The 22,073-nt window shown below is 71.5% G+C and carries 15 protein-coding genes; 6 read left to right on the top strand and 9 right to left on the bottom strand.

Annotated elements, in window-relative coordinates; all coding sequences use genetic code 11:
• Window positions 1–293 precede the first annotated feature (293 nt).
• On the bottom strand, window positions 294–815 hold the full coding sequence (locus tag ACEXQC_RS16615; RefSeq protein WP_374824946.1) for a MarR family winged helix-turn-helix transcriptional regulator: 522 nt from the start codon (window positions 813–815) through the stop codon (window positions 294–296).
• A 50-nt stretch (window positions 816–865) separates the two neighbouring features.
• On the opposite strand from ACEXQC_RS16615, the gene ACEXQC_RS16610 reads away from it, so the two are divergent.
• The 6 genes from ACEXQC_RS16610 to ACEXQC_RS16585 all read left to right on the top strand — a co-directional run bounded on the left by ACEXQC_RS16610 (window position 866) and on the right by ACEXQC_RS16585 (window position 11,288).
• Window positions 866–1,747, top strand: a complete 882-nt coding sequence (locus ACEXQC_RS16610) for a DMT family transporter (RefSeq protein ID WP_374824943.1) — start codon at window positions 866–868, stop codon at window positions 1,745–1,747.
• Window positions 1,748–1,814: 67 nt separating this feature from the next.
• Window positions 1,815–4,955 (top strand): FtsX-like permease family protein, encoded by a 3,141-nt coding sequence (locus tag ACEXQC_RS16605; protein ID WP_374824941.1) that lies wholly within the window; start codon window positions 1,815–1,817, stop codon window positions 4,953–4,955.
• 35 nt (window positions 4,956–4,990) lie between these two features.
• Complete coding sequence (locus ACEXQC_RS16600) at window positions 4,991–7,753, top strand: ABC transporter permease family protein (protein ID WP_374824939.1); 2,763 nt, start codon at window positions 4,991–4,993, stop codon at window positions 7,751–7,753.
• The gene (locus tag ACEXQC_RS16595) at window positions 7,750–8,724 is read left to right on the top strand and encodes an ABC transporter ATP-binding protein (RefSeq protein ID WP_374824936.1); all 975 of its coding nucleotides are present in this window, start codon (window positions 7,750–7,752) and stop codon (window positions 8,722–8,724) included. The genes ACEXQC_RS16600 and ACEXQC_RS16595 overlap by 4 nt, the downstream gene beginning before the upstream one ends.
• Window positions 8,721–9,410, top strand: coding sequence for an ABC transporter ATP-binding protein (locus tag ACEXQC_RS16590; protein WP_374824933.1), 690 nt, complete (start codon window positions 8,721–8,723; stop codon window positions 9,408–9,410). Before ACEXQC_RS16595 ends, ACEXQC_RS16590 begins: the two co-directional genes overlap by 4 nt.
• A 96-nt stretch (window positions 9,411–9,506) precedes the next feature.
• On the top strand, window positions 9,507–11,288 hold the full coding sequence (locus ACEXQC_RS16585; protein ID WP_374824930.1) for a M1 family metallopeptidase: 1,782 nt from the start codon (window positions 9,507–9,509) through the stop codon (window positions 11,286–11,288).
• A gap of 25 nt (window positions 11,289–11,313) precedes the next feature.
• Here the strand turns inward: ACEXQC_RS16585 and ACEXQC_RS16580 are convergent, their stop codons facing one another.
• From ACEXQC_RS16580 to ACEXQC_RS16545, 8 genes are all read right to left on the bottom strand, one after another.
• Window positions 11,314–12,618, bottom strand: a complete 1,305-nt coding sequence (locus ACEXQC_RS16580) for a D-arabinono-1,4-lactone oxidase (RefSeq protein ID WP_374824927.1) — start codon at window positions 12,616–12,618, stop codon at window positions 11,314–11,316.
• Window positions 12,619–12,631: 13 nt separating this feature from the next.
• Complete coding sequence (locus tag ACEXQC_RS16575; RefSeq protein WP_374824924.1) at window positions 12,632–13,792, bottom strand: cystathionine gamma-synthase; 1,161 nt, start codon at window positions 13,790–13,792, stop codon at window positions 12,632–12,634.
• Between the two features lie 17 nt (window positions 13,793–13,809).
• A complete protein-coding gene (locus ACEXQC_RS16570) occupies window positions 13,810–15,177 on the bottom strand; it encodes a cystathionine beta-synthase (RefSeq protein ID WP_374825721.1) in 1,368 nt (455 codons plus the stop codon).
• 198 nt (window positions 15,178–15,375) lie between these two features.
• The gene (locus ACEXQC_RS16565) at window positions 15,376–16,815 is read right to left on the bottom strand and encodes a mechanosensitive ion channel domain-containing protein (RefSeq protein ID WP_374824921.1); all 1,440 of its coding nucleotides are present in this window, start codon (window positions 16,813–16,815) and stop codon (window positions 15,376–15,378) included.
• Window positions 16,815–18,866 (bottom strand): adenylate/guanylate cyclase domain-containing protein, encoded by a 2,052-nt coding sequence (locus ACEXQC_RS16560; RefSeq protein ID WP_374824918.1) that lies wholly within the window; start codon window positions 18,864–18,866, stop codon window positions 16,815–16,817. The genes ACEXQC_RS16565 and ACEXQC_RS16560 overlap by 1 nt, the downstream gene beginning before the upstream one ends.
• A gap of 155 nt (window positions 18,867–19,021) precedes the next feature.
• Window positions 19,022–20,431 (bottom strand): FAD-binding oxidoreductase, encoded by a 1,410-nt coding sequence (locus ACEXQC_RS16555; protein ID WP_374824915.1) that lies wholly within the window; start codon window positions 20,429–20,431, stop codon window positions 19,022–19,024.
• Window positions 20,428–21,654 (bottom strand): MFS transporter, encoded by a 1,227-nt coding sequence (locus ACEXQC_RS16550; RefSeq protein WP_374824912.1) that lies wholly within the window; start codon window positions 21,652–21,654, stop codon window positions 20,428–20,430. Before ACEXQC_RS16550 ends, ACEXQC_RS16555 begins: the two co-directional genes overlap by 4 nt.
• 117 nt (window positions 21,655–21,771) lie before the next feature.
• The coding region (locus tag ACEXQC_RS16545; RefSeq protein WP_374824909.1) for a cell wall-binding repeat-containing protein at window positions 21,772–22,073 on the bottom strand (302 nt) is incomplete at its 5' end.

The raw sequence follows: 22,073 nt of genomic DNA, 5'->3' as shown, positions 1-22,073 counted from the left end.
AAAGAAGACGGAAGTGAGTGGTTTCCGACCTCGCGAGCCCTGTCAGGGGGCTCTCAGCGCCGGGAGTTCAATACTACATCTAGTTACCGGCGATATCGAGCACCACTAGATGAAGTGTTACACCGGTGTAATTATCCACAGGTCACCCCTCTTTGTGCACAGGGTTTCGACCCCTCACTCCACAGGCTGAAGGGCGGATTTCCGCCCATTCGAGGTCGCCTGTGGAGAGATTCGATCCCATGGCCTGAGGATAAGTCCGACCACCGACATCCGGGCCGCTCGGCGTGTCGCGATCAGGGCGATTCGTGGCGGGCGAGCCACCGGGTGAGGATGCGCTCGAGGTCGGCCCGATCGGCCGGATCGAGCTCGGCCACAAGCCGCGCCTCGTTGGCCATGTGGTCGGCGAACGCGGCGTCGATGAGCTCGAGGCCGGCGGGGGTGAGCGCCACCAGGCGTCGTCGCCCGTCGATGACTCCCTCTTCTGTGGGGTCCGCCTGGCGACGACTCACGAGCCCCTCGGCCTCGAGTCTGTCGATGCGCTTCGACATCGCCCCCGTGGTGACCATCGTGTGGGCGGCGAGATCACCGGGCGCCCGCTCGTAGGGTGCGCCGCTCCTCCGCAGCGTGGCGAGCACGTCGAACTCCCCCTCGCCGAGACCGTGCTGCCGGTAGACGGCCACGAGCTCGTGGGTGAGCGCTCCCGCCAGCCGGTGCAGCCTGCCGATGACCCCCTGCGGCGACACGTCGATGTCGGGGCGTTCCCGACGCCACTCCGACTGGATGCGCGCGACCCTGTCGCCGGTCTCCTCTGCCATCCCTCGACTCTATCTTCCCTCTATCTTCCCGGGAAGCTATAGTGTCTTCCATGGAAGTAAAATGGCGCTGGCTGCTCGTCACGGCGATCGCGCCGATCGCCTGGGGGTCGAACTACTTCGTGACCCGCCAGTTCCTCCCCGAGGACGCACCCCTGTGGGGAGCGGTCATCCGGGCGCTCCCCGCGGGCCTCCTGCTGCTCGCGCTCGCCCGCGAGCGGCCGCGCGGCTCCTGGTGGTGGAAGTCGATCGTGCTCGGCACGCTCAACGTGGGCGCCTTCTTCGTGCTCATCTACCTCGCGTCGCAGCTGCTGCCCACGAGCGTGGCCTCGACCGTGATGGCCTCCTCGGCCGCGGTGCTCCTGCTGCTGGCCTGGCCGCTGCTCTCGGAGCGGCCGGCGCTCGTCTCGGTGATCGGCGCGGCCATCGGATTCGCGGGGGTGTGCCTCATGCTCCTCAGCGGTGACGACACCGGCACCGGGAGCTCCCCCATCGACCCTCTCGGCATCGCCGTCTCCCTCGGCGCCATGCTCATGTCGTCGCTCGGCTTCGTGCTCACCAAGAAGTGGGGAGCAGGTGTGCGCCTGCTGCCGCTCACCGCGTGGCAGCTCATCGCGGGCGCCCTCGTGGTGCTTCCGCTCGCGGCGCTCGTGGAGGGCCCGCCTCCCGCGGTCGACGCACCGGCGGCGCTCGCCTTCGCCTACGTCACCCTCGTGGCCACGGCGCTCGCCTTCGTGGCCTGGTTCGCGGGCCTCCGCCACCTGCCGGCCGGCTCGGTCGGGCTCGTGGGGCTGCTCAACCCCGTGACCGGGGTGCTACTCGGCACGCTCCTGGCCCACGAGGCCTTCGGAGTGCAGCAGGCGGTGGGCACGGCGCTCGTGCTCGCCGGAGTGCTGACAGGTCAGCTGCGGACGAGGAGAATACACTCGCTCTGAGCTCGGCATCGCCGCAGGGCCGACGGGGGTGAACAGCATCACGATTCCGGGTCTGATGGGCGCGTGGGTGACGACCCTCACCGCCCGTCGTTGGCGCACGCAGTGGGCGCTGTTCACTCTCGTGCTGGCCGTGGCCGTCATCGCCGGATCGGTGCTGGCGGCCTCCCTGCTGCTCGTGCGGTCGGCCGAGCAGGCGGGCATCAGCGGAGCCCTCACATCCATGACGGCCGACCGGGTCGATGTCACCGTGCGCGTCGTGAACCCGGCGTCCCCTCTCTCCGCCACCCGCACGGAGATCGACGACGCGACGGAGCAGGCGTACGGCCCCGGCGTCGACTGGGCCAGCCGAGCGTGGGCGACCTCGGACTGGGCGGTCACACCCGACGAGGTGTTCTTCTCCCTCGTCGAGCTCGACGACCCGGATGCCGCTGCCACCCTCACCGAGGGCAGCTGGCCCGTCTCGCCGCCGGGGGTGGCCGTTCCCGCAGCTGCCGCGCGCTCCCTCGGGCTGACGCTCGGCGACAGCATCACCTCGAACGGCGAGACCCCGACCGTCTTGAGGGTCGACGGCATCTACGAGGCGGAGCCCCGGTCGGGGTACTTCTGGGAGAACGATCCGCTGGCGGCCGCCGGTGACGCCGTCGACTTCCCCGAGCCGGACCGCGGCTTCTTCAACCCGGTGCACGCGATCGGACCGCTCATCGCCGCTCCGGGCGGGATCGACGCGTCGGAGTTCGGAGCCGCGCAGCTCGAGGCGGTCGAGCATCCCACCTTCACGCGACTCGACCTCGGGGGGCTCACGTCGCTCCGGGACCGGGCAGCGGATGCCGAGTCCCCCCTCACGCGAGCGGGCTCGAACCAGGGCAGTTCGGTCTACGTCGACAGCGAGATCGAGGGCGCCGTGGGCGACGTGGAGGCCGGACTCGGTGCCACTCGGGGGATGGCGCTGGTGATCGCCCTCCTGCTCCTCGTCGTCGCGATCCTGGCCGTGGCAGCCGTGACGCGACTGATCGTGCAGGCCCGCTCGACCGAGCTCGACCTCCTGAACGACCGCGGAGCATCCCGCCGGCAGCGCGCCATCGTGATCGGGATGGATGCGGTGATGGTGGGTGCGGTCGTCGCGCTCGTCAGCCCGTGGGGTGGTGTGCTCCTGCATGCCACGATCTCGCGGCTCCCCGCGCTGGCCGACGCCGGCATCCCGGCCTGGATCGCACCCGACGGGGCGACCTGGGCGGGTGCCGCCTCGGTCGCGATCGTGGTGGCCGTTCTCCTCGGCCTCCCCTCATCGAGCACACGATCGCACTCCCCCTCGCCGAGAGGAGCGCTGTCGGTGGCCGGGACGACCGCGATCGTCGTCGTCGCCGGCCTGGTGACCTGGCGCGTGACGACGACGGAGCTGTCGAGCAGCGACCCCTTCCTCGCAGCGGCCCCCTCGGTCCTCCTCACCGCGGCAGCGGTGCTCGGCAGCAGAGCGGCACTCCTGCTGACCCGCCCGGTCGCGGCGCTGGCCGCGCGGGGGCGCGGTGTCGTCGCTCCGCTGGCAGGCTGGTTCGCGTCGCGCAGCCGGGGGCGCGCCGCCGGAATCGCCCTCGTCGCGCTGGCCGTCGGCGCATCGGTGGTCGTCATCGGTGTGGATGCGACGTGGCAGCGGTCTGTGCGCGACGAGGCCGCCGTGGCTGTCGGGCCGCCCGCGCGGATCCCCGCCGGAGAGGCGGGGGCGCTGCAAGCCGAGCTGCCCCCGGGAGCCGAACCGGTCATCCGCAGACAGGTGCTCGTGTCGAAGCCCGTCACCCCCGGCCTCGACGAGGTGGTGCCCGGTGCCTCCGCCCAGCTGCTCGGTCTCGACGCGGCCGCCCGCAGCATGCTCGGATCGGGGCTCGTGGGGGCGGCGGGCGGGTCGGCCATCGTCGACGAGTTTCCCGCAGACGGCGACGGCGACACCGGTCCGGCGGTACCCGAGGGCAGCCGCACGGTCGAGGTGCGCGCCGCCCTGTCGGCACCCGACGGCGTGACGGCCGACATCTCGATGGTGGTCGAGAACGACTCGGGCGCCATCGCGGTGATCCCGGCCGGTGGGGTCGCCGCGGGGGGCGGACCCGTCACCCTCACCGGTGAGGTGGACTATCGCGGCATCACGCAGCTGATCGGGGTGCTGATGCTCGTGCAGCAGACCGGCGAGTCTCTCCCGTCCGTTCCGATCGTGCTGACCCTCGATTCCTTCGCCACGACCACGGCGGAGGCTGCCCCGGCGACTCCCCTGCCGCTCGGTGAAGCCGCCGGATGGCGGGGTTCGGTGGACGACGAGACCATCGACGCCCCCGTGCTGACGGTCGCGGATTCGTCGATCGACGTGACGGTCACGGCGCCGCTCGGTTCGACACCGATCACCGTCGGGGCCGTCGGGTGGGATCCGACGGCCCCGATCGGTGCTGTGCTTCCCGAGACGCTCGCCGACGACCTCGACGTGACCTCCGGCGCCGGCTTCACGGCGATCGTCGCCGCGACCCCGGTGACGTTCCGCCTCGTCGGCACGACCACGGGGGTGCCGGGTGCCGCCACCGCCGACGACCTGCGGGCGCTCGAGGCCGGCATCCCCTCGACCTCGCGCAGCCGGTCGACGATCGTGGTCGACGGCCGGGCCCTCGTGCACCGGCTCGTGCAGGCCTCGGCCGAGGGTCCCTTCGTCGACGAGTTCTGGGCGACCGGCATACCGGCCCCCCAGAATGCGGCGAGCGCGGTCATCACTCCATCTCTCCTCGGTGACCGGATGCTGCAGGCTCCTCTCCGGGCGGAGATCCCCGCCGCCGCCGCCCTCGCGGTCCTGGCGATCGTGCTGCTGGCGCTGACGGGGTTCGGTGCCCGCGCGGCATCGGTGAGCCGCTCGAGGCAGCTCGAGGCCGCGCAGCTCCGGGCGTTGGGTCTGTCGCGCCGCGACATGATCGTGATCAGTGCGGTCGACACCGTCGCCACAGCTCTCGCGGGGATCGCGGTCGGCCTCGGCGGCGGTGTGCTGACGCTCCTCGTCATGGGCACCATCGTCGTGCCCGGCACGAACCCCTCCGGCGGCGGTCTGGTCGTGCCCTGGCAGGCGCTCGTGCTGCTGCCGGGAACGCTGCTCGCGGGTCTGGCCGCCGTCTCCGTGGGCATCGCGGTCGGCCAGCGCCGCCTCGCCCTCCCCGACCTGCTTCGAGCGGGGGCCGAAGGATGAGCGGGCGCCGGGGTGATCCGGTGCGGCGTGATCCTGTGCCGCGTGATCCTGTGCGGGGTGCCGTGGCCATCGGTGCGACACTCCACCTCGTGGCCCGCCGCGCCCGAGGCGACCTGATGGGCCTGCTCGGCACGGTCATCCTGGTCGCCCTCACCACCGGTCTCGCCGTGGCGGTGCCCGCCCGCATCGGCGACACGCTCGACAGCGGTGCGCGCGAGGCCGTGCAGGTCGGGGGCAGCGACACCGATCTTCTGCTGCGCTCCGCGATAGCAGGCACGAACGAGAGCGGCACCACCGTTGCCCGCTTCCTGGAGTACGCCACCGAGGTACCCGGTCGTCTGCCCGCCGATCTGGCGCGCTCGGCAGCGCAGTCCAGCACGAGCATCCTCGGCCCCGAGCTCGAGGCGACTCGACCCGTCGGCGAGGATCAGGTGCGGATCGGAGTCGCCGACCCGTCGGCCGGCTCGGCCGTGCGCCTCGTCTCCGGCAGCCTCCCTGCCGCCGACACGTCGGAGACCTCGGCGGATTCGCCCGTGGACGTCGTCATCTCGACGGCCACCGCCGAGACCGCCGGCGTGGCGGTCGGCGATTCGCTGGTCGCCGGGACCGGCCAGGTCGGCACGACCATCACCCTGCGGGTCGTCGGCGTGGCCGAGGCCGTCGACGAGGGTGCAGAGACCTGGTCCGACCTCCCCGGCCTCTGGGATCCGCGACTGCTCTCGGCGAGAGGGCGCGAGACCGGAGCGGCCTACACGGTGCTGAGCGATGCGACGGCCTTCGATCGGATCGCCGGTCGCCTTCCCGACGTCTCGGCGGGCACTGTGCGCACGGCATTCGACCCCGCCCTGTTCGATCTGCGCCTCGTCGATCGGGTGGGTGAGGCGCTCGACGAGCTGGAGACGTCGCCCTGGTTGATGACGCAGGGAGCGCCTCTCGAGGTCTCCGCGAGCTCCGGCTGGGAGGAGGCCCTCTCGTCGTTCCCGGCCGCGGCCGGAGCGACGACGGCGCAGCTGTCGACCCTGGCGGCAGGCCTGCTCGGCGTCTCGCTGCTCGTCACGGCGCTCATCGGGAGCGCACTCGCCCGTCGCCGAGGTGTCGAGATCGCCCTGCTGCGCTCGCGCGGGGCGTCGATCGGGCTGATCGGGCTGCATGCCGCCGTGGAGGCCGTGGCCGTGGCTCTGCTCGGAGCGTGCATAGGAATCGGCGCAGCGACCGCCCTCGGTCATCAGAGCGATTCGCTGCTGCTCCCGATCGGAGTCTCCCTCGTCGCCGCGGCGGTCCCGGTCGTCGCCACGCTCCGCCAAGTCGCATCACCGAGGGCGTCCCGATCGAGACCTCTGCGCATCATCGCCGCCGCCGCACTCGGCGCGGTCACCATCACGGCCATCGCGGCGCTGCAGGTGCCGACCGGCACAGCGACGGGCGCACAGACCGGCACAGCGGCCGGCGCCCTCGATCCGCTCGCTCTTGCCGCTCCGCTGCTCATCTCGGCAGTGGTGGCGCTCGGCCTCTCGTCGGTGCCCGCGGTGTGGTTGCGGCCGCTGTCGGCACTGGCACTCCGCGCGCGTGGCCCGAGGGCGCTGCTGGCGAGGTCGAGCGCCCACGAAGGTCGGTCGCCGGCGACCCTCTTCGCGCTGACTCTCGCGTGCTCCGTCGCCATCACCTCGCTGGTGCTCCTGCAGACCGTCGCCACCGGGCAGGAGGCCGCCTCGTGGCGCGTCGTCGGGGCCGACGTGCGCATCGACGGGGCGCCCGACCCTGCGGCACTGGTGACCGAGCTCACGGACGAGGGTGCGATCGCGGCGGCGATCGCCGAGCTCGACGACGTGCCCATGCAGGGAGTCGGCAGTTCGATCGACGCGACCGTTCTGGCCGTCGACGCCGACTACCCCGCCCTGCTGGCGGCCCTGCCCGCCGGCCTGGGCGGCTCCGCGAGCGCGGCTGTCACCTCGCTGCTCGAGCAGCAGCCGGCCGACGGCGACGAGGCCGTCCCCGCCCTGTTCGATCCGCGACTGACCGGAGTGGCGGGCGGCGAGACCGTCACGCTCGACATCGGAGGCACGATCGTTCCGGTGAGGATCATCGGGGCACCGATCGCTCTGCCCGGCTCATCCGGTGCACCCTTGGCCGTGGTCGACCGCAGCCGACTGGACTCCTACCTCGCGACGGCCCTCCCCGACGCGTCAGGCGCACCGGATACGGACATCCCGGATGCGGACATCCCGGATCCGGACCTCCTGGATCCTGGCGTCGTGCTCGCGGTCGGTGCGCCCGCCCTCACTGTGGCAGCGACGGAGGCCGCGAGCGCTGCCGACGCCGACCGTGTGCTCATCCGCGACGAGGTGCTCGCCGCAGCGCGCGACCGGGCCCTCGTCTCCGGCGTCACCTCGGCCACGGCCCTGTCACTCGGTGCGACCGGAGGGCTGGCGGCGCTCGCACTGCTCGTGACCACCGCGATCGGCTTCCGGCGGAGGGGCCGCATCCTGGCGCTGCTGGGAGCACTCGGGGTGCCTCCTCGGGCCGGCATCTGGCTCGCCCTCGGCGAACTCGGCCCGCTGGTGGTCGGCGGCGTCATCGGTGGGGCGATCGCCGCCGCCGTCGTGCTCGCGGCGGCCGCCCCCACCTTCGGTGCCGAGACCCTGGTGGGAGGCGCAGCGCCCATCGGGGTGCCGTGGTGGATGCCGCCGACCATCCTCGGGGCGGCCGCCGCCGCTCTCATCCTCGCCGTGTGCGTCGATCTCTCGAACACCCGCCGCGTGCGGACCAGCGACATCCTTCGAACGGGAGAAGACTCATGACCGTGACCAGCTCACTCGCGTCTGGCCGAACCACCGAGTTCGGAGACGATGCCCTGATCGCCTGCGACAGTGTCGTGCGCGTGTTCCGGGGTGGCGGCGTCGAAGTGCAAGCACTCCAGGGCCTCGATCTGCTCGTTCGGGCCGGCGAGGTGCTCGCGATCGTCGGCGCGTCCGGATCCGGCAAATCCACTCTTCTCGGCATACTCTCCGGGCTCGATGCCCCGACGGCGGGCCGGGCGAGGGTGGCCGGGCACGACCTCACGTCGCTCAGGGGCGCGCACCTGGTGGAGTACCGTCGGTCCACGGTGGGCTTCGTGCGCCAGCAGTCCTCGCGCAACCTGCTCCCCGCTCTCTCGGCGGCCGAGAACGTCGCTCTTCCGCTCGCGCTGGCGGGGGTCGGTCGCCGCCGACGCTCGGCACGGGCGGCCGAGCTGCTCGGGGCCCTCGGTCTCGCCGATCGGGCGCACCGACGGCCGGCGCAGCTCTCCGGCGGTGAGCAGCAGCGGGTGTCGATCGCGGTCGCACTCGCGAATTCGCCCCGCGTGCTGCTGGCGGACGAGCCGACGGGCCAGCTCGACGCCAGGACCGGGGACGAGGTCTTCGCCACCCTCAGAACCGCGAACGACGAGTTCGGCTGCACCGTCGTGATCGTCACGCACGACGGCGCCGTGGCCGGGCAGGTGCGTCGCACGGTGGCCATCAGGGACGGCCGGATCTCGTCGGAGACCCTCCGGCACGACGAACGGGATGCGCACGGCCAGAGCGACGCTCGCGGTCAGCTGACGGAGGAGGAGTTCGCGGTGCTCGACCGGGTCGGCAGGCTGCAGCTGCCGAGCGAGTACCGCACCGCCCTCGACCTGAACGACCGGGTGCGGCTGACACTCGAGGAGGATCACGTGGGCATCTGGCCACAGCACGCCCGCACGCAACCGGCGTCAGCCCCCGAGGCGGCCACGGAGGACGAAAAATGAGCGACGTGCTCGTGGTCGAGCACCTCACCCGCACCTTCCGCACCTCGGCCGGCGAGGTCACGGCGTTGGAGGACGTGTCGTTCACGGTCCCCCGCGGAGCGATCATCGCCCTGTCGGGTCGCTCCGGCTCCGGCAAGACCACTCTCCTCAACTGCGTCAGCGGCCTCGACGTCCCCGACGCGGGAACCGTCCTGCTCGACGGCCAGTCGGTCACCGGCCTCGACGAGGCGAGCCGCACGCGGTTGCGCCGCGACTCGATGGCGTTCGTCTTCCAGACCTTCGGGCTGCTGCCGCACCTCTCGATCACCGAGAACGTCGGCCTGCCGCTCCGGCTGAAGCGCGAGGACCCCGCCGTGCGGGAGGAGCGTGTGGCCCACCTGCTCGACCTCGTGGGGCTCGCCGGTCGCGGCCGATCCCACCCCTCCGAGCTCTCGGGCGGCCAGCAGCAGCGCGTGGCCATCGCCCGCGCCCTGGCGAACTCACCACGCCTGCTCATCGCCGATGAGCCCACGGGTCAGCTCGATGCCGCCACGGGGGCGGCCATCATGGAGCTGATCCGTTCGGTCGTGCACGCCGAGTCGGCGACGGCACTGATCGCCACGCACGACGAAGCGGTGCAGGCCTCCTGCGACCGCGTGCTGCGCATCGCCGACGGCCGGCTGGTGCACGGCCGTCACGCGGCCTAGGGAGCGGAGGAGGAGCGGACGGCCGCGTGCGGTCGGCTAGGCCGACGCCGTCGGGTTCCGGTAGTGTTCCCCCACCGAGACGGATAGGGGCCCACCATGAACGACTGCCTGCTGGCGGCGACCGGATCCGGCGACTGGCCCTGGCTGCTCGCGCTCGGCCTCGTGATCGCGGGGCTCGGCACGGCCGCCCTGCTGCTGCGCCGAGGGCGCCGCGCTCCCGCGGTCTTCGCGGCCGCTCCCCTGCTCGTGCTCGCACTCGTGGTCTCCGGCGGAGCCGCCCCCACCCCGAGCTACGCGCACGACATGAACTGCAGCACTCCGACGCCCACCCCCACTCCTCCGGCACCGACCCCCACCCCCACGCCGACCCCCACGCCCGACCCCACTGTCTACCAGCCGGGTTCCGACGGCATCGGCGACCCGTACTTCCCGCTCGACGGCAACGGCGGCTACGACGTGGAGCACTACGCCCTCGACCTCGCCTACGACCCTGCCACCGACGTGATGTCGGGCACGGCCACCATCACGGCGGTGGCCACCCAGAACCTCTCGGCGTTCAACCTCGACTTCGACACCCGCGACGTCGACGGCACCGACTCGATCGCGATCGGCGCCATCACGGTCGCCGACGCCGGCGTGCAGGGCGCCCCGGCCACCGCCGCCGACTGGAGCCTCGCGACCACGCAGATCAGCGCCGCGACCGGCCAGCCGCAGGCGCCGGGCAGCACGGACGACGACGCGACGCCGCCTCGCACCGAGCTCACCGTCATCCCCGTGGCCGGGCTCCCGGCGGGCACGACCTTCACCACCACGGTGGCCTACAGCGGTGTGCCCATCACGATCGACGACGCCTTCGGCCCGGCCGGGGTCTTCCGCTCGACCGACGGTGCCGTGGTGGTGGGCCAGCCTCGTGTCGCCGCCACCTGGTTCCCCGCCAACGACCACCCCTCCGACAAGGCCACCTTCACGCTGCGCATGGCGGCACCCACGGGCCTCGAGGTCATCGGCAACGGCGCCCTCGCCGCCACCGAGGTCGACGGCGCGAACACGGTCTGGACGTGGGAGACCACCCAGCCCATGGCCACCTACCTCGCCACGGCCACGATCGGCGACTACGAGGTGACCACGGAGGTCGACGAGACCACGGGCATCACCTACTACGACGCCATCGACCCCGAGCTCTACGACCGCACGCCCGAGGGCGGCAGCACCTCGGTGGGCGACGTGGCGGAGCAGATCTTCGCCTCCGAGCCCGAGGTGATCGCGTTCCTCGAGACGACGTTCGGCCCGTATCCGTTCACCGAGGCGGGCGGCATCGCCATCGGCGAGATCGCCCCGGGTGAGGATCTGCCCTACGCCCTCGAGAACCAGACCCGCCCGATCTACCCGGCCTGGGCCTTCCCGGCCGACGCGGATCCCGCCGTGGTCGTGCACGAGCTCGCCCACCAGTGGTACGGCGACTCGGTGGCCATGGAGCGCTGGAGCGACATCTGGCTCAATGAGGGCTTCGCCACCTACGCCGAGTGGCTGTGGAGCGGCGGCCACGGAGGCCCGACCCCCGAGGAGTACTTCGACGAGTACTACGCCAATCCCCCCGGCAACGACGACGCGTTCTGGTCGACCGTGGTGGCCGACCCCGGGGCAGCGGGCATCTTCGACACGGCGGTCTACTACCGCGGTGCGATGACGCTGCAGGCCCTCCGCACGGAGGTGGGCGAGGAGGACTTCGCCACCATCCTGCGCGAGTGGGCCACCTCGAACGCGGGCGGCTCCGTGACGACCGAGCAGTTCATCGAGTTCGCGTCGTCGGTCTCCGGCGAGGATCTGACGGACTTCTTCGACACCTGGGTCTACAGCCCCACGAAGCCCGTTCTCTGAGACGCTGCTCGGCCGGCCGGCTCGCTCAGAGCGGCAGGCCGAGCACCCGTTCGAGGTAGGCGTTGCGGAAGCGTCGACGCGGGTCGAACCGGTCGGCGAGCGCCACGAAGTCGTCGAACCGCTCGTACTGCGGCACGATCTGAGCGGCCTCGAGCGTGAACCACTTGCCCCAGTGCGGTCGCGGCGCGAACGGCGCGAGAGCCTCCTCGATGAGGGGCAGCAGCGCTCGCACGGCCTCGGGCCGGTTGAGCCAGGTGAAGTGGATGGCGAGGCTGTCCCGGTGGTAGGCGGGGCTCAGCCACAGCTCGTCGGCGGCGATCGCGCGCAGCTCGGTCACGAGCAGGTGGGGCGCGATCCGCTCGGCGAGCTCGCGCACCGCGATGAGCGCCGCCGCGGCATCCGCTCGGCCCACGAAGTACTCGCTCTGGATCTCGTCTCCCGCGCTGGGCGTGGCGTCGAGCCGGAAGTGCGGCAGCCGCTCGGCCCAGGGCCCGGGCACACCGCCCTGCACGGTCGTGTTGTCGACGTCGTCTCCTGCGGGCGTCATGGCCTTGGCCGTGGCCGCTCGCGCCCCGAAGAAATCGCCCCCGGAGAGGTCGGCGTCGGAGAGGTGCCCCTCGGCGGTGCCGTCGGCTGCGAGCCGCGACTTCACCCACGCCTGCTTGAGCGTCTCGCCCGTCCAGTCCGCGAAGAGGCTCACGCTGTAGGCCGACGAGAGGATGGCCTCCGGATCGGCGAGCACCGACTCCCACGGGAGGTCGACGAAGATGTCCTGCCGCATGCGGTAGGTGGCCTGCACATCGAGCACCACACGCGTGACGATGCCGAGCGCACCGAGGTGAACCACCATGCCCTCGAAGCCGTCGTCGCCGCGCGAGACGCGCACGAGCTCGCCTCGACCGTCGACGAGCTCGAGCGCGGCGACGGCCGTGGAGAGGTTGCCGTTGCCCACGCCGGAACCATGGGTGCCGGTGGCCGTGGCGCCCGCCACCGAGATGTGCGGCAGCGAGCCGAGGTTGTGCAGCGCCAGCCCCGCGGCCTCGAGGTGCTGCGCGAGCACGCCGTAGCGCATGCCGGCCGGCACCTCGACGGTGCGGCGGGAGGCGTCGACGACGGGCAGCTCGGTGGGCTCCACGAGCGTCACGAGGGTGCCCGTGCTGTCGGCGATGTCGTTGAAGGAGTGCCGGGTGCCGAGCGCGCGCACGCGATCCGCCCCCGTCACGACTCGCTGGATCTCGGCGACGGAGTCGGGGCGCACGAGTGACGGCGCCTCGAAGACGTGTGTGGCGGCCCAGGTGGCCCCGACCTCGTTCATGGCGGCGTCGCTCATGGAACGGCCCGCCCTACCGGCGCGGCAGTGCGCGGTCGATGTCGGCGATGAGGTCGTCGACTCCCTCGATGCCCACGGAGAGACGGATGACGTTGTCCGGCACCTCGAGGGGCGTTCCCTTCACCGAGGCGTGCGTCATCTCGGTGGGGTAGCCGATGAGCGACTCGACGCCGCCGAGCGACTCCGCGAGCTGGAACACCTGGGTCGACTCCGCGAACCGGCGGGCCGCCTTGGGGCCGCCCTTGAGGGCGAGCGAGATCATGCCGCCGAAGGAGCGCATCTGCCGCTTGGCGAGCTCGTGGCCGGGGTGCGTGGCCAGACCGGGGTAGTACACGGCGTCGAGCGCGGGGTGGCCCACGAGGTGCTCGGCGATGGCCTGGGCGTTCTCGGAGTGCCTGTCCATGCGCACGGCGAGGGTCTTGATGCCACGCGTGGTGAGCCAGGCGTCCATGGGGCCGGAGACCCCGCCCGACGCGAACTGCAGGAAGCGGATCTTCTCCTCGAGCGCGTCGTCGTCGAGCAGCACCGCGCCGCCGAGCACGTCGGAGTGGCCGCCGAGGTACTTGGTGGTGGAGTGCACCACGATGTCGGCACCGAGCGCGAGCGGCTGCTGCAGGTAGGGCGAGGCGAAGGTGTTGTCGACCACCACGAGGGCGCCGGCCGCGTGACCGATCTCGGCCAGCTCGGAGACGTCGCTGATCTTCATGAGCGGGTTCGACGGCGTTTCGAGCCACAGCAGCTTGGTGGTGCCTGCCTTGACGGCCCTGGCCACGGCCGAGAGGTCGCTCATCTCGACGACCTCGTTCTGCACACCCCACTTGCCGTGGATGCGCTCGATCAGGCGGTGCGTGCCGCCGTAGACGTCGTTGCCCATCACGATGCGGTCACCCGGCTCGAGCACCGCACGCAGCAGCGCATCCTCGGCGGCGAGGCCGGAGGCGAAGCTCAGGCCGTGCTTGGCGCCCTCGAGGGAGGCGAGCTGGGATTCGAGGGAGTCGCGCGTGGGGTTGCCGCCCCTCGTGTACTCGTAACCGCCACGGAACCCGCCGATGCCGTCCTGCACGAAGGTGCTCGTGAAGTAGACGGGAGGGATGATGGCGCCGGTCGTGGGGTCGAACTCCTGACCGGCGTGGATGGCGCGGGTCTCGAACTGCTGGGTCTTCTTGGAGGCCATGAGGGGTGCCTTTCGGATCAGGCTTCGCTGAGGAAGGTGAGGAGGTCCTGCCTGGTGATCACGGAGACGGGCTTGCCGCCGTCCGACACCAGCAGGGCCGGGGAGTCGGTGAGTGCCTGGCGGGCGGCCGCCACGGACTCGTTCGCGCCGATGAGGGGAAGGGGAGAGCCCACGAAGTCGCCCACCTTGTCGGTCATGGCGGCCCTGCCGCCGAAGACCTGGTCGAGCAGGGTCTGCTCGTCGAGTGATCCGATGACCTCGCCCATCACCACGGGCGGCTCGGCCGAGAGCACGGGGAGCTGCGAGACGCCGTAAGTGGTCATGATCTCGATGGCGTCGTGCACGGTGTCGCTCGGGTGCGCGTGCACGAGAGCGGGCAGGCCCGCGCTCTTGACCGCCAGCATGTCGCGCACGGTGGAGCCCTCGGAGACGTTGGCGAAACCGTAGGAGCGCATCCACTTCTCGTTGAAGATCTTGCCGAGGTAGCCGCGCCCGCCGTCGGGCAGGAGCACCACCACGACGGCGTCGGCCGGCAGGTCGCGAGCGGCCTTGAGCGCCACCGAGACGGCCAGTCCACTGGATCCGCCCACGAGCAGACCCTCTTCGCGGGCGAGACGACGGGTCATCTCGAACGACTCCGCGTCGCTCGAGGCGATGATCTGGTCGACGACCGTGCCGTCGTAGGCGGTGGGCCAGAAGTCCTCGCCCACGCCCTCCACGAGGTAGGGGCGACCGGTGCCGCCGGAGTACACCGAGCCCTCGGGGTCGGCGCCGATGATCTGCACCCGGCCGTCCGAGACCTCCTTGAGGTACCGGCCGACACCGCTGATGGTGCCGCCCGTGCCCACGCCGGCCACGAAGTGCGTGACGAGGCCGTCGGTGTCGCGCCAGACCTCGGGACCGGTGGTCTGGTAGTGGCTGAGCGGACCGTTCTGGTTCGCGTACTGGTTGGGCTTGAAGGCGCCGGGGATCTCCTGCACGAGACGGTCGGAGACGGAGTAGTAGGAGTCGGGATCCTCCGGAGCCACGGCCGTGGGCGTCACCACGATCTCGGCGCCGTAGGCCGTGAGCACGTTGCGCTTGTCGTCGCCCACCTTGTCCGGCAGCACGAACACGCAGCGGTAGCCGCGCTGCTGGGCCACGAGGGCGAGGCCGATGCCCGTGTTGCCCGACGTGGGCTCCACGATGGTGCCACCCGGCTTGAGCAGGCCCTCGCGCTCGGCGGCGTCGATGATGTTGGTGGCGATGCGATCCTTCGACGAACCGCCGGGGTTGAGGTACTCGACCTTGGCCAGCACGGTGGCGGCGATGCCCTCGGTCACCCGGTTGAGCTTGACGAGAGGGGTGTTGCCGACGAGGTCGATGATCGTGTCGGCGTACTTCATGCGGGAGTGGTCCATGGGATCGTGTCCTCGGATGGGCCTCGCGACCGCTTCATGCACGAGCGTGCACGGCGCGCAGCGAGAGCGGCGGCTGGGGGCGGTGACGAATCCGGGCGTGGTGAGGGGAGTCGTCGCTCAGCGACGACAACAACGGGGATTCACGAACACGGCTCCAGCTTAGCCCACCTGCACGTCGCCCGGTCAGGCCGCCGGCGTCTCGCCGATCGCGATGACCCCCGCGGCATCCCGCGCCCTCGACACCGCATCGACGGCGAGGATCCGCCGGTTGTCGAGCTGCTCGCCGATGCGCCGCGCGAGCTTCGGGTTGCGGTGCACCGAGGCGTCCACGATGTCGCGGGGAACCCGGAGCACGGTCACGGGTCGCGCGGCGGTGGCGAAGTAGGCGGTCGGCTGCCTCGTGAGCGCGGTGAGGCCGATCGATTCCCCGTGGCCGATCTCGGCGAACTGCAGGCGGCCCGTCTCGTACGGAGTCGTGAGCTGCAGCGATCCATCGAGCACGATGCGGAGCGCCTCGGGCACCCGGCCCATCCACTGCACGGTCTCGCCCGCCCCCCACTGCTCGATGCGGCAGAGGGGTGCGATCTCGTCGAGGTAGTCGCCGTCGAGACCGAACAAGGGGCCCACCGAGGCGAGCGCCGCCCGCACCCCCTCCGGGGTGTTCACGGGGTCGCTCGCGTCGTTGTCGAGGGCCAGCCCGCGCCGCCGCGCGGCGTACCACAGCCAGCTCAGGTACACCGTGAGGGCCTCGCCCTCGAGCGCCGGACTCGTGACGGGCAGGCTCACGGAGTAGGCGCCGTTGCCCGAGTAGGCGACGGCGGGCTTGTCGGCCGGGTCGAGCATGGGGAGCGCGGAGGCGAGCTGCACCAGCATGGCCGAGACCTCGTGCGGGGGGTCGTCGGTGGCGAACTTCACATCGGCGGTGGCCACGTAGGCGCCCGCCGGCTGACTGAGGTTGGTGAACGAGGCTCCGGCGAGCGAGGAGTTCGGCACGATCTGGATGCCGTTGCCCGTGTCGATGTGCACGGCCCTCCAGTTGACCTCCACCACCCGGCCGCGGCCCGCGGGGGTGTCGAGGAAGTCGCCGAGCTTGAACGGCTGCTCGAAGAGCAGCAGGAGCCCCGAGATCACGGATCCCACCGCGTTCTGCAGGGCGAGGCCGATCACGATCGAGGTGACGCCGAGGGCGGCGAACAACCCGCCCACGTCGGCCCCCCAGACCCAGGAGAAGAGGATGGCGAGACCCACGAGGATGAGGATCAGCCTGGCCAGATCGATGAAGATCGAGGGCAGCCGCTTCTGCCAGCTGCCCTCGGTGGCACGGCTGAAGAGCGCCACGTTGAACGCCGAGAGCACGAGCAGGATGAGCAGGAAGCCGAGCACGGTGCCCACCACGCGCACCCAGTTGAGGTCGAACTGCTGGTCGGAGGCGAGCGTGAGCAGGAGGAACAGGGCGAGCACCGGCACCACGAGGTTGCGCAGCAGCCGCACAGGCTTCGCCGCGGCGCTCCCCCGCCGCACGAGGGCGCCGAGCACCTCGGTGAGCACCACGAGCAGGATCGGCAGGCCGATCGCGAGCCCCACGGCCCAGGGGAACCACGGCTCGGTCCAGATCGCGGACATCAGGCGACCTGCCACACCGTCTGGGTGGCGCCCTGGATCTCGATCGTGCCCACCTCGGTGAGCCCTGAGGTGTCGGGCAGCTGGTCGCGCACGCGCTGGGTGAGGAAGATACCGGGGCGGCCCGCGAGCGACTGCACCCGGTTGGCGACGTTCACGGCGTCGCCCCACATGTCGTAGGCGATGCTCGCCTGCCCCACGATGCCGCTCGTGACGGTGCCGGAGTCGATGCCCACGCGGATCGACACGGCGGCCTCGTACTGGGCGTTGAAGCGGGCCACGATCTCGGCGAGCTGCACGGCGAAGTCCACGGTGCGCCTCGCGCTGTCGACGCGGGGCACGATGAGCCCGCAGCTCGCGAGGTACCCTGCGCGCAGCGTGCGCACCTTCTCCACGCCCGCGGCCGCGGCCGCGTCGTCGAACTGGCGCATGAGCTCGTTGAGCAGGGTGAGCTCGCGCTCGGCCCCGAAGGCGCTGCCGAACTCGTCGAAGCCCACGAGGTCGGCGTAGACCACCGCCACGTCCTGGTGGTTCTCGGCGATCGTCTCCTCTCCCTCGCGGTAGCGGCGGGCCACCTTCTCGGGCATCACGCTGAGCAGCAGGCGATCCGTCTCCGCACGCTGCTCGTCGATGAGCTGCTGCTTGACCTGCAGGCTCCTGCTCATGTCGTTGAACGCGGCCGAGAGGTCGCCGAACTCGTCGCGGGAGTTCGAGGTGACCTCCACCCCGAGGTCGCCGCCCGCGACCTTGCGCACCGCTCCCACGAGCGTGCGCACCGGGCGGGCGAACACCTGGGCGAGCAGCAGCGAGAGCAGCGAGACCACCACGATGATGGCCAGGATGGCGAGGGCGATGTTGCGGGTGAAGTCGTCGACGGGCGCGAACGCCTCCGCCGAGGTGATGCTCGAGACGAGCACCCACTGCACTCCCGCGATGTCGACGGGGGTGTAGGCGGCGAGGGTCTCCTGGCCCAGGTAGTTCGCGGCGATCGTGGTGCCGGCCTTGCCCGTGAGGGCCAGGTCGACGGGTGCGGTGTCGACCCGCTGCAGCTCGACCGAGCCACCCACGTCGACCATGCGCTGAGCGGTCTCGGGCGACGATCCGCCCTCGATCGAGAGCTCGCGGAACTCCTCCGGGTCCTCGATCAGCAGTCGCGACACCGATCGCATGGTGCGGTCGGGGCCCACGAGGTACGACTCCCCCGTCTCCCCGAGTCCGTCGGTCGCCCATTCGCCGTCGCCCGTCATGACGCGGTTGATGGCCTCGATCGGCAGCTGCACCGCGATGGCGCCGTTGACCACGCCGTTCTCACCGATGGGCGACACTCCCCACGCGGTGGGCACCCCGAGGGAGGGCTGGTAGCGCTCGAAGTCGGTGATCTCGGTGTAGTCGACCACGTTGGAGTTGAGGGCGGCGTCGTAGGCCTCGGCGAGCACCGTGCCCTTGTAGGGCCCCGTGTAGAGGTTGGTGCCGAGGTCGACGCCCTTGTAGACCGAGTACACGACGTTGCCCTCGGTGTCGAGCAGCAGCACGTCCTCGTACTGGTAGCTCGTGGCGAGCTCGCGGAAGTAGGGGTTGTACTTGGCGTTCACGGCCGACCACGCGCTGCCGTCGCCTGCGTCGTCGACGAGGGAGGCCGCCTCGAAGTCCTCCGGTGGAACGGTGTACTCCGCCTGCAGCGTGATCTCGCCGTTCGTGGTGGGCAGGAACACGTCCGGATCGGAGTTCTCGCCCGTGCGCTCCTCGAGGGCCGGGATGAACTCCGTGTCGTAGTACGCGTCGAGCACGGCCTCCTGAGCGGGGTCGACGGGCTGGGCGTTGAGCTCGGCGAAGGCGGCGGCGAACTCCACGGTGGCCTGGTTGCCCGTGGCGCCGCTCGAATCGACGCGCAAGCCGGCCTCGATGGTGGAGAAGAGCGTCTGGATGGCGTCGGCCTTCGCCTCCCGCACGTTCGTGAGCTGGTCGAAGGCGGCGTCGCGCAGGCTGTCCCGCCCGCTGCTGTAGCCCACCCAGCCCACCACGAGCGTCGATCCGATGCTCACCGAGAGCAGCATGATGAGAAGCTTCGACTGGATGCCCAGCCCACGCCGTGTTCGATTCCGCGCCATCGTGCCCCCGCACCATCCCCGGCCGCCCCGCTCGGTGCCGATAGCCGACACTCTAGCGGCACCGATTATCGAGGCGACACTGATGATCGGGGCGGTACCTGTTAGCCGGTGAAAGCCTTGCCGGGGTTCAGCAGGCCGGCCGGGTCGAGGGCGTGCTTGATCGAGGTGTGCAGGGCGCGCACGCGGGGCGAGAGCTCCTCGGCGGCGCCCGGGAGCTTGAGCAGTCCCACGCCGTGCTCGCCCGTCACGGTGCCGCCGAGCGCGAGGCAGTCGGCCACGATGCTGTCGAAGGCGGTCTTGGCCCTCGCCTTGGCGGCCTCGTCGCCCTCGGGCGCGATGATGAGCGGATGCAGGTTGCCGTCGCCGGCGTGCGCGATGTTCGCGATCGTCACGCCGTGGGTCGCCGCAGCGGCCTCGATGCGCTCGAGCATCTCGGGCACGGCGCCGCGGGGCACGCAGATGTCCTCGGTGAGCACGGGGCCGAGGCGCTCGAGCGCGGGATAGGCGAGGCGGCGGGCCAGGAAGAGCCTCGCCACCTCCTCGGGGTCTGTGGCACGCTCCACGCCGAGGGCGCCCGCGTCACGCATGCGCTCGGCGATGGCACGGGCCGAGGTCTCTCCGGCGTCGCCCGGCTCATCGACCTTCGCGAGCAGCAGGGTGTCGACGCCGTGCGGCAGGCCGAGGTGCTGCCACTCGTCGACGGCGCGCAGGCACGTGCCGTCGACGATCTCGAGAGCTGAGGGGATGATGCCTGCGGCGCTGATGGCGGCCACGGCCACCCCCGCCTCGCGCACCGAGCCGAAGGAGCCCACGATGGCGCGCTCCTCGCGGCCGGCGAGCGGAAGCAGCCTCACGGTGACGTCGACGATCACACCGAGCGTGCCCTCCGAGCCCACCAGGAGGTGGGTGAGGTCGTAGCCCACAACTCCCTTGGCGGTGCGACGGCCGAGGCGCACCACCTCGCCATCCGCGAGCACCACGGTGAGGCCGAGCACGTAGTCGCGGGTCACGCCGTACTTCACGCAGCAGATGCCGCCGGCATTGGTGGCCGCGTTGCCGCCGATCGTGGAGATGGCGGAGCTGGCCGGGTCGGGCGGATACCAGAGGCCGTGCTCGGCGACTGCCGCGCGCAGGGCGTCGTTGAGCACGCCGGCCTCCGCCACGGCGAAGCGCTCGGCGCGGTCGATCTCGAGCACACGCGTCATGCGCTCGAGCGAGAGCACGATCGAGTCGGCGGTGGCGTTGGCGCCGCCGGAGAGCCCGGTGCCCGCTCCCCGCGGCACGATGCTCACACCGTGGGCGGCGGCGATGCGCACCACGGCGGAGACCTCCTCCACCGACTCCGCGAGCACGACGGCCACGGGCGGGGCGAACGCGGCCCACTCGGCGTCGTCGTGGCTGTACGCCTCGCGCTCGGCGTCGCTCACGAGCACCCGATCCGAGGCCACCACCCCCCTCAGCGCCTCGTGCACGGACTCGCGAACGGATGCTGACCTGGTGCGCGTGCTCATCCCTCCAACTTATCGCCAGGGCGGGAGGGCCTGAGAATCACGGCGGCGAGCACGCCCGCGAGTGCCACGAGAGCGATGATGAGCGCGGCGAGGGCGTTCCAGCCCGCCGCGGCGAGCACGACGCCGCCGAACCAGCCGAAGAGGCTCGAGCCCGCGTAGTAGGCGAGGTTGTAGAGGGAGGCGGCCTGGGCGGGGCCGACCACGGCCTCACGTCCCGTCCAGCCCGAGGCGAGGGCGTGCGCCGCGAAGAAGCCCGCCGTGGCCACCACGAGCCCGATGAGCACCACGGCGAGCGAGTCGACGGTGGTGAGCGCGACACCCGCGATCATCACGATGCCGGCACCCACGAGCACGCGCTGCGATCCGAAGCGCGCCGCCACGCCGCCGGCCCACGAGGCCGAGACCGTGCCGGAGAGGTACGCCACGAAGATGAGGCTCACGAGCAGCTGCGGCAGCGCGAACGGCTCGCCGAGCAGCCGGAACCCCAGGTAGTTGTAGAGCGCCACGAACGCCCCCATGAGCAGGAAGCCCTGCGCGTAGAGCACGAGCAGCCGCGGCGACCTGAGGTTGACCGCGAGCCGGTGGGCGAGCCCGTGCCCTGCAGCCCCATGCCCCCGCGCGGCCGCCGAGGCGAACCCCCTGGGATGGGGCACGAGCACGATGAAGGCGACGGACGCGATGACGCACACCACTCCCACGGCGAGGATGCCGATGCGCCACGACACGAGCTCGCCCACGGGGCCTGCGATGAGCCGCCCCGAGAGTCCGCCGATCGAGGTGCCCGCCACGTAGATGCCCGCGGCCCGCACGATGTCGCGCTTCGAGATCTCCTCGCCGAGGAACGCGATGGCCGCGGCCGGCACTCCCGCCACGAAAAGGCCCTCCACGAAGCGCCCCGCGAGCAGCACGGGGATGCTCGGTGAGAAGGGCACGAGCAGTGCCACGAGCGACGCCCCCGCGAGCGCGATCGTCATGGCGCGCACCCGGCCCACGCGGTCGGCGAGCACAGACCACGGGATCACTCCGACCGCGAGCCCGATCGCCGCCACCGAGAGCGTGAGCGCCGCGGTGGCCGGTGCGATGCGCAGCTCGTCGGCGATCTCGGGCAGCAGCGCCTGCGTGGAGTACAGCTGAGCGAAGGTGGCCACACCGGCGAAGAAGAGCCCGGCGAGGATGCGCCGGTACTCGCGGCTCCCCCGCTCATGCCCGCGCCACTCCGTCACCCCGCGAGCCTAGCCATCGCGTGGGTGCCGGCACGCCAGGCGGCCGTCCGGCCCGACACGAAGTGCCCCTCTCCGCGAGGAGGAGGGGCACTCGGTGTGTGGGGCCGTGCGGTGGCGCTACGGGGTGCAGGCCACCAGGTCCTCGACGGACTGGCTCAGGGTGGCCGTGCCGCCCAGGAGGGTGACCTTCGTGGCCCCGAGCTCCTCGATCTGCGCGAGGGTCTCGGCCGGGATGCAGTCACCCTTGACCGTGAACAGCGGCGCGTCGATCGTCGGCGCGTATGCGGAACCTGCGAGAGCGTCGGAGAACTTCAGCCCCGTCGCGAGCAGCACATGATCGGCGGTGTCGAAGAACGCCGCGTTGATCGTCCGCGACGCCTCGTACCTGTCGGCACCACCCAGGCGGGTGGTGTCGGCGA

It is taken from the genome of Herbiconiux liukaitaii (genome assembly GCF_041927495.1).
GTDB lineage: Bacteria > Actinomycetota > Actinomycetes > Actinomycetales > Microbacteriaceae > Herbiconiux > Herbiconiux liukaitaii.
The sequence above is the reverse complement of the archived record's forward strand: the minus strand, read 5'-3'. Positions and strand labels throughout refer to the sequence as shown.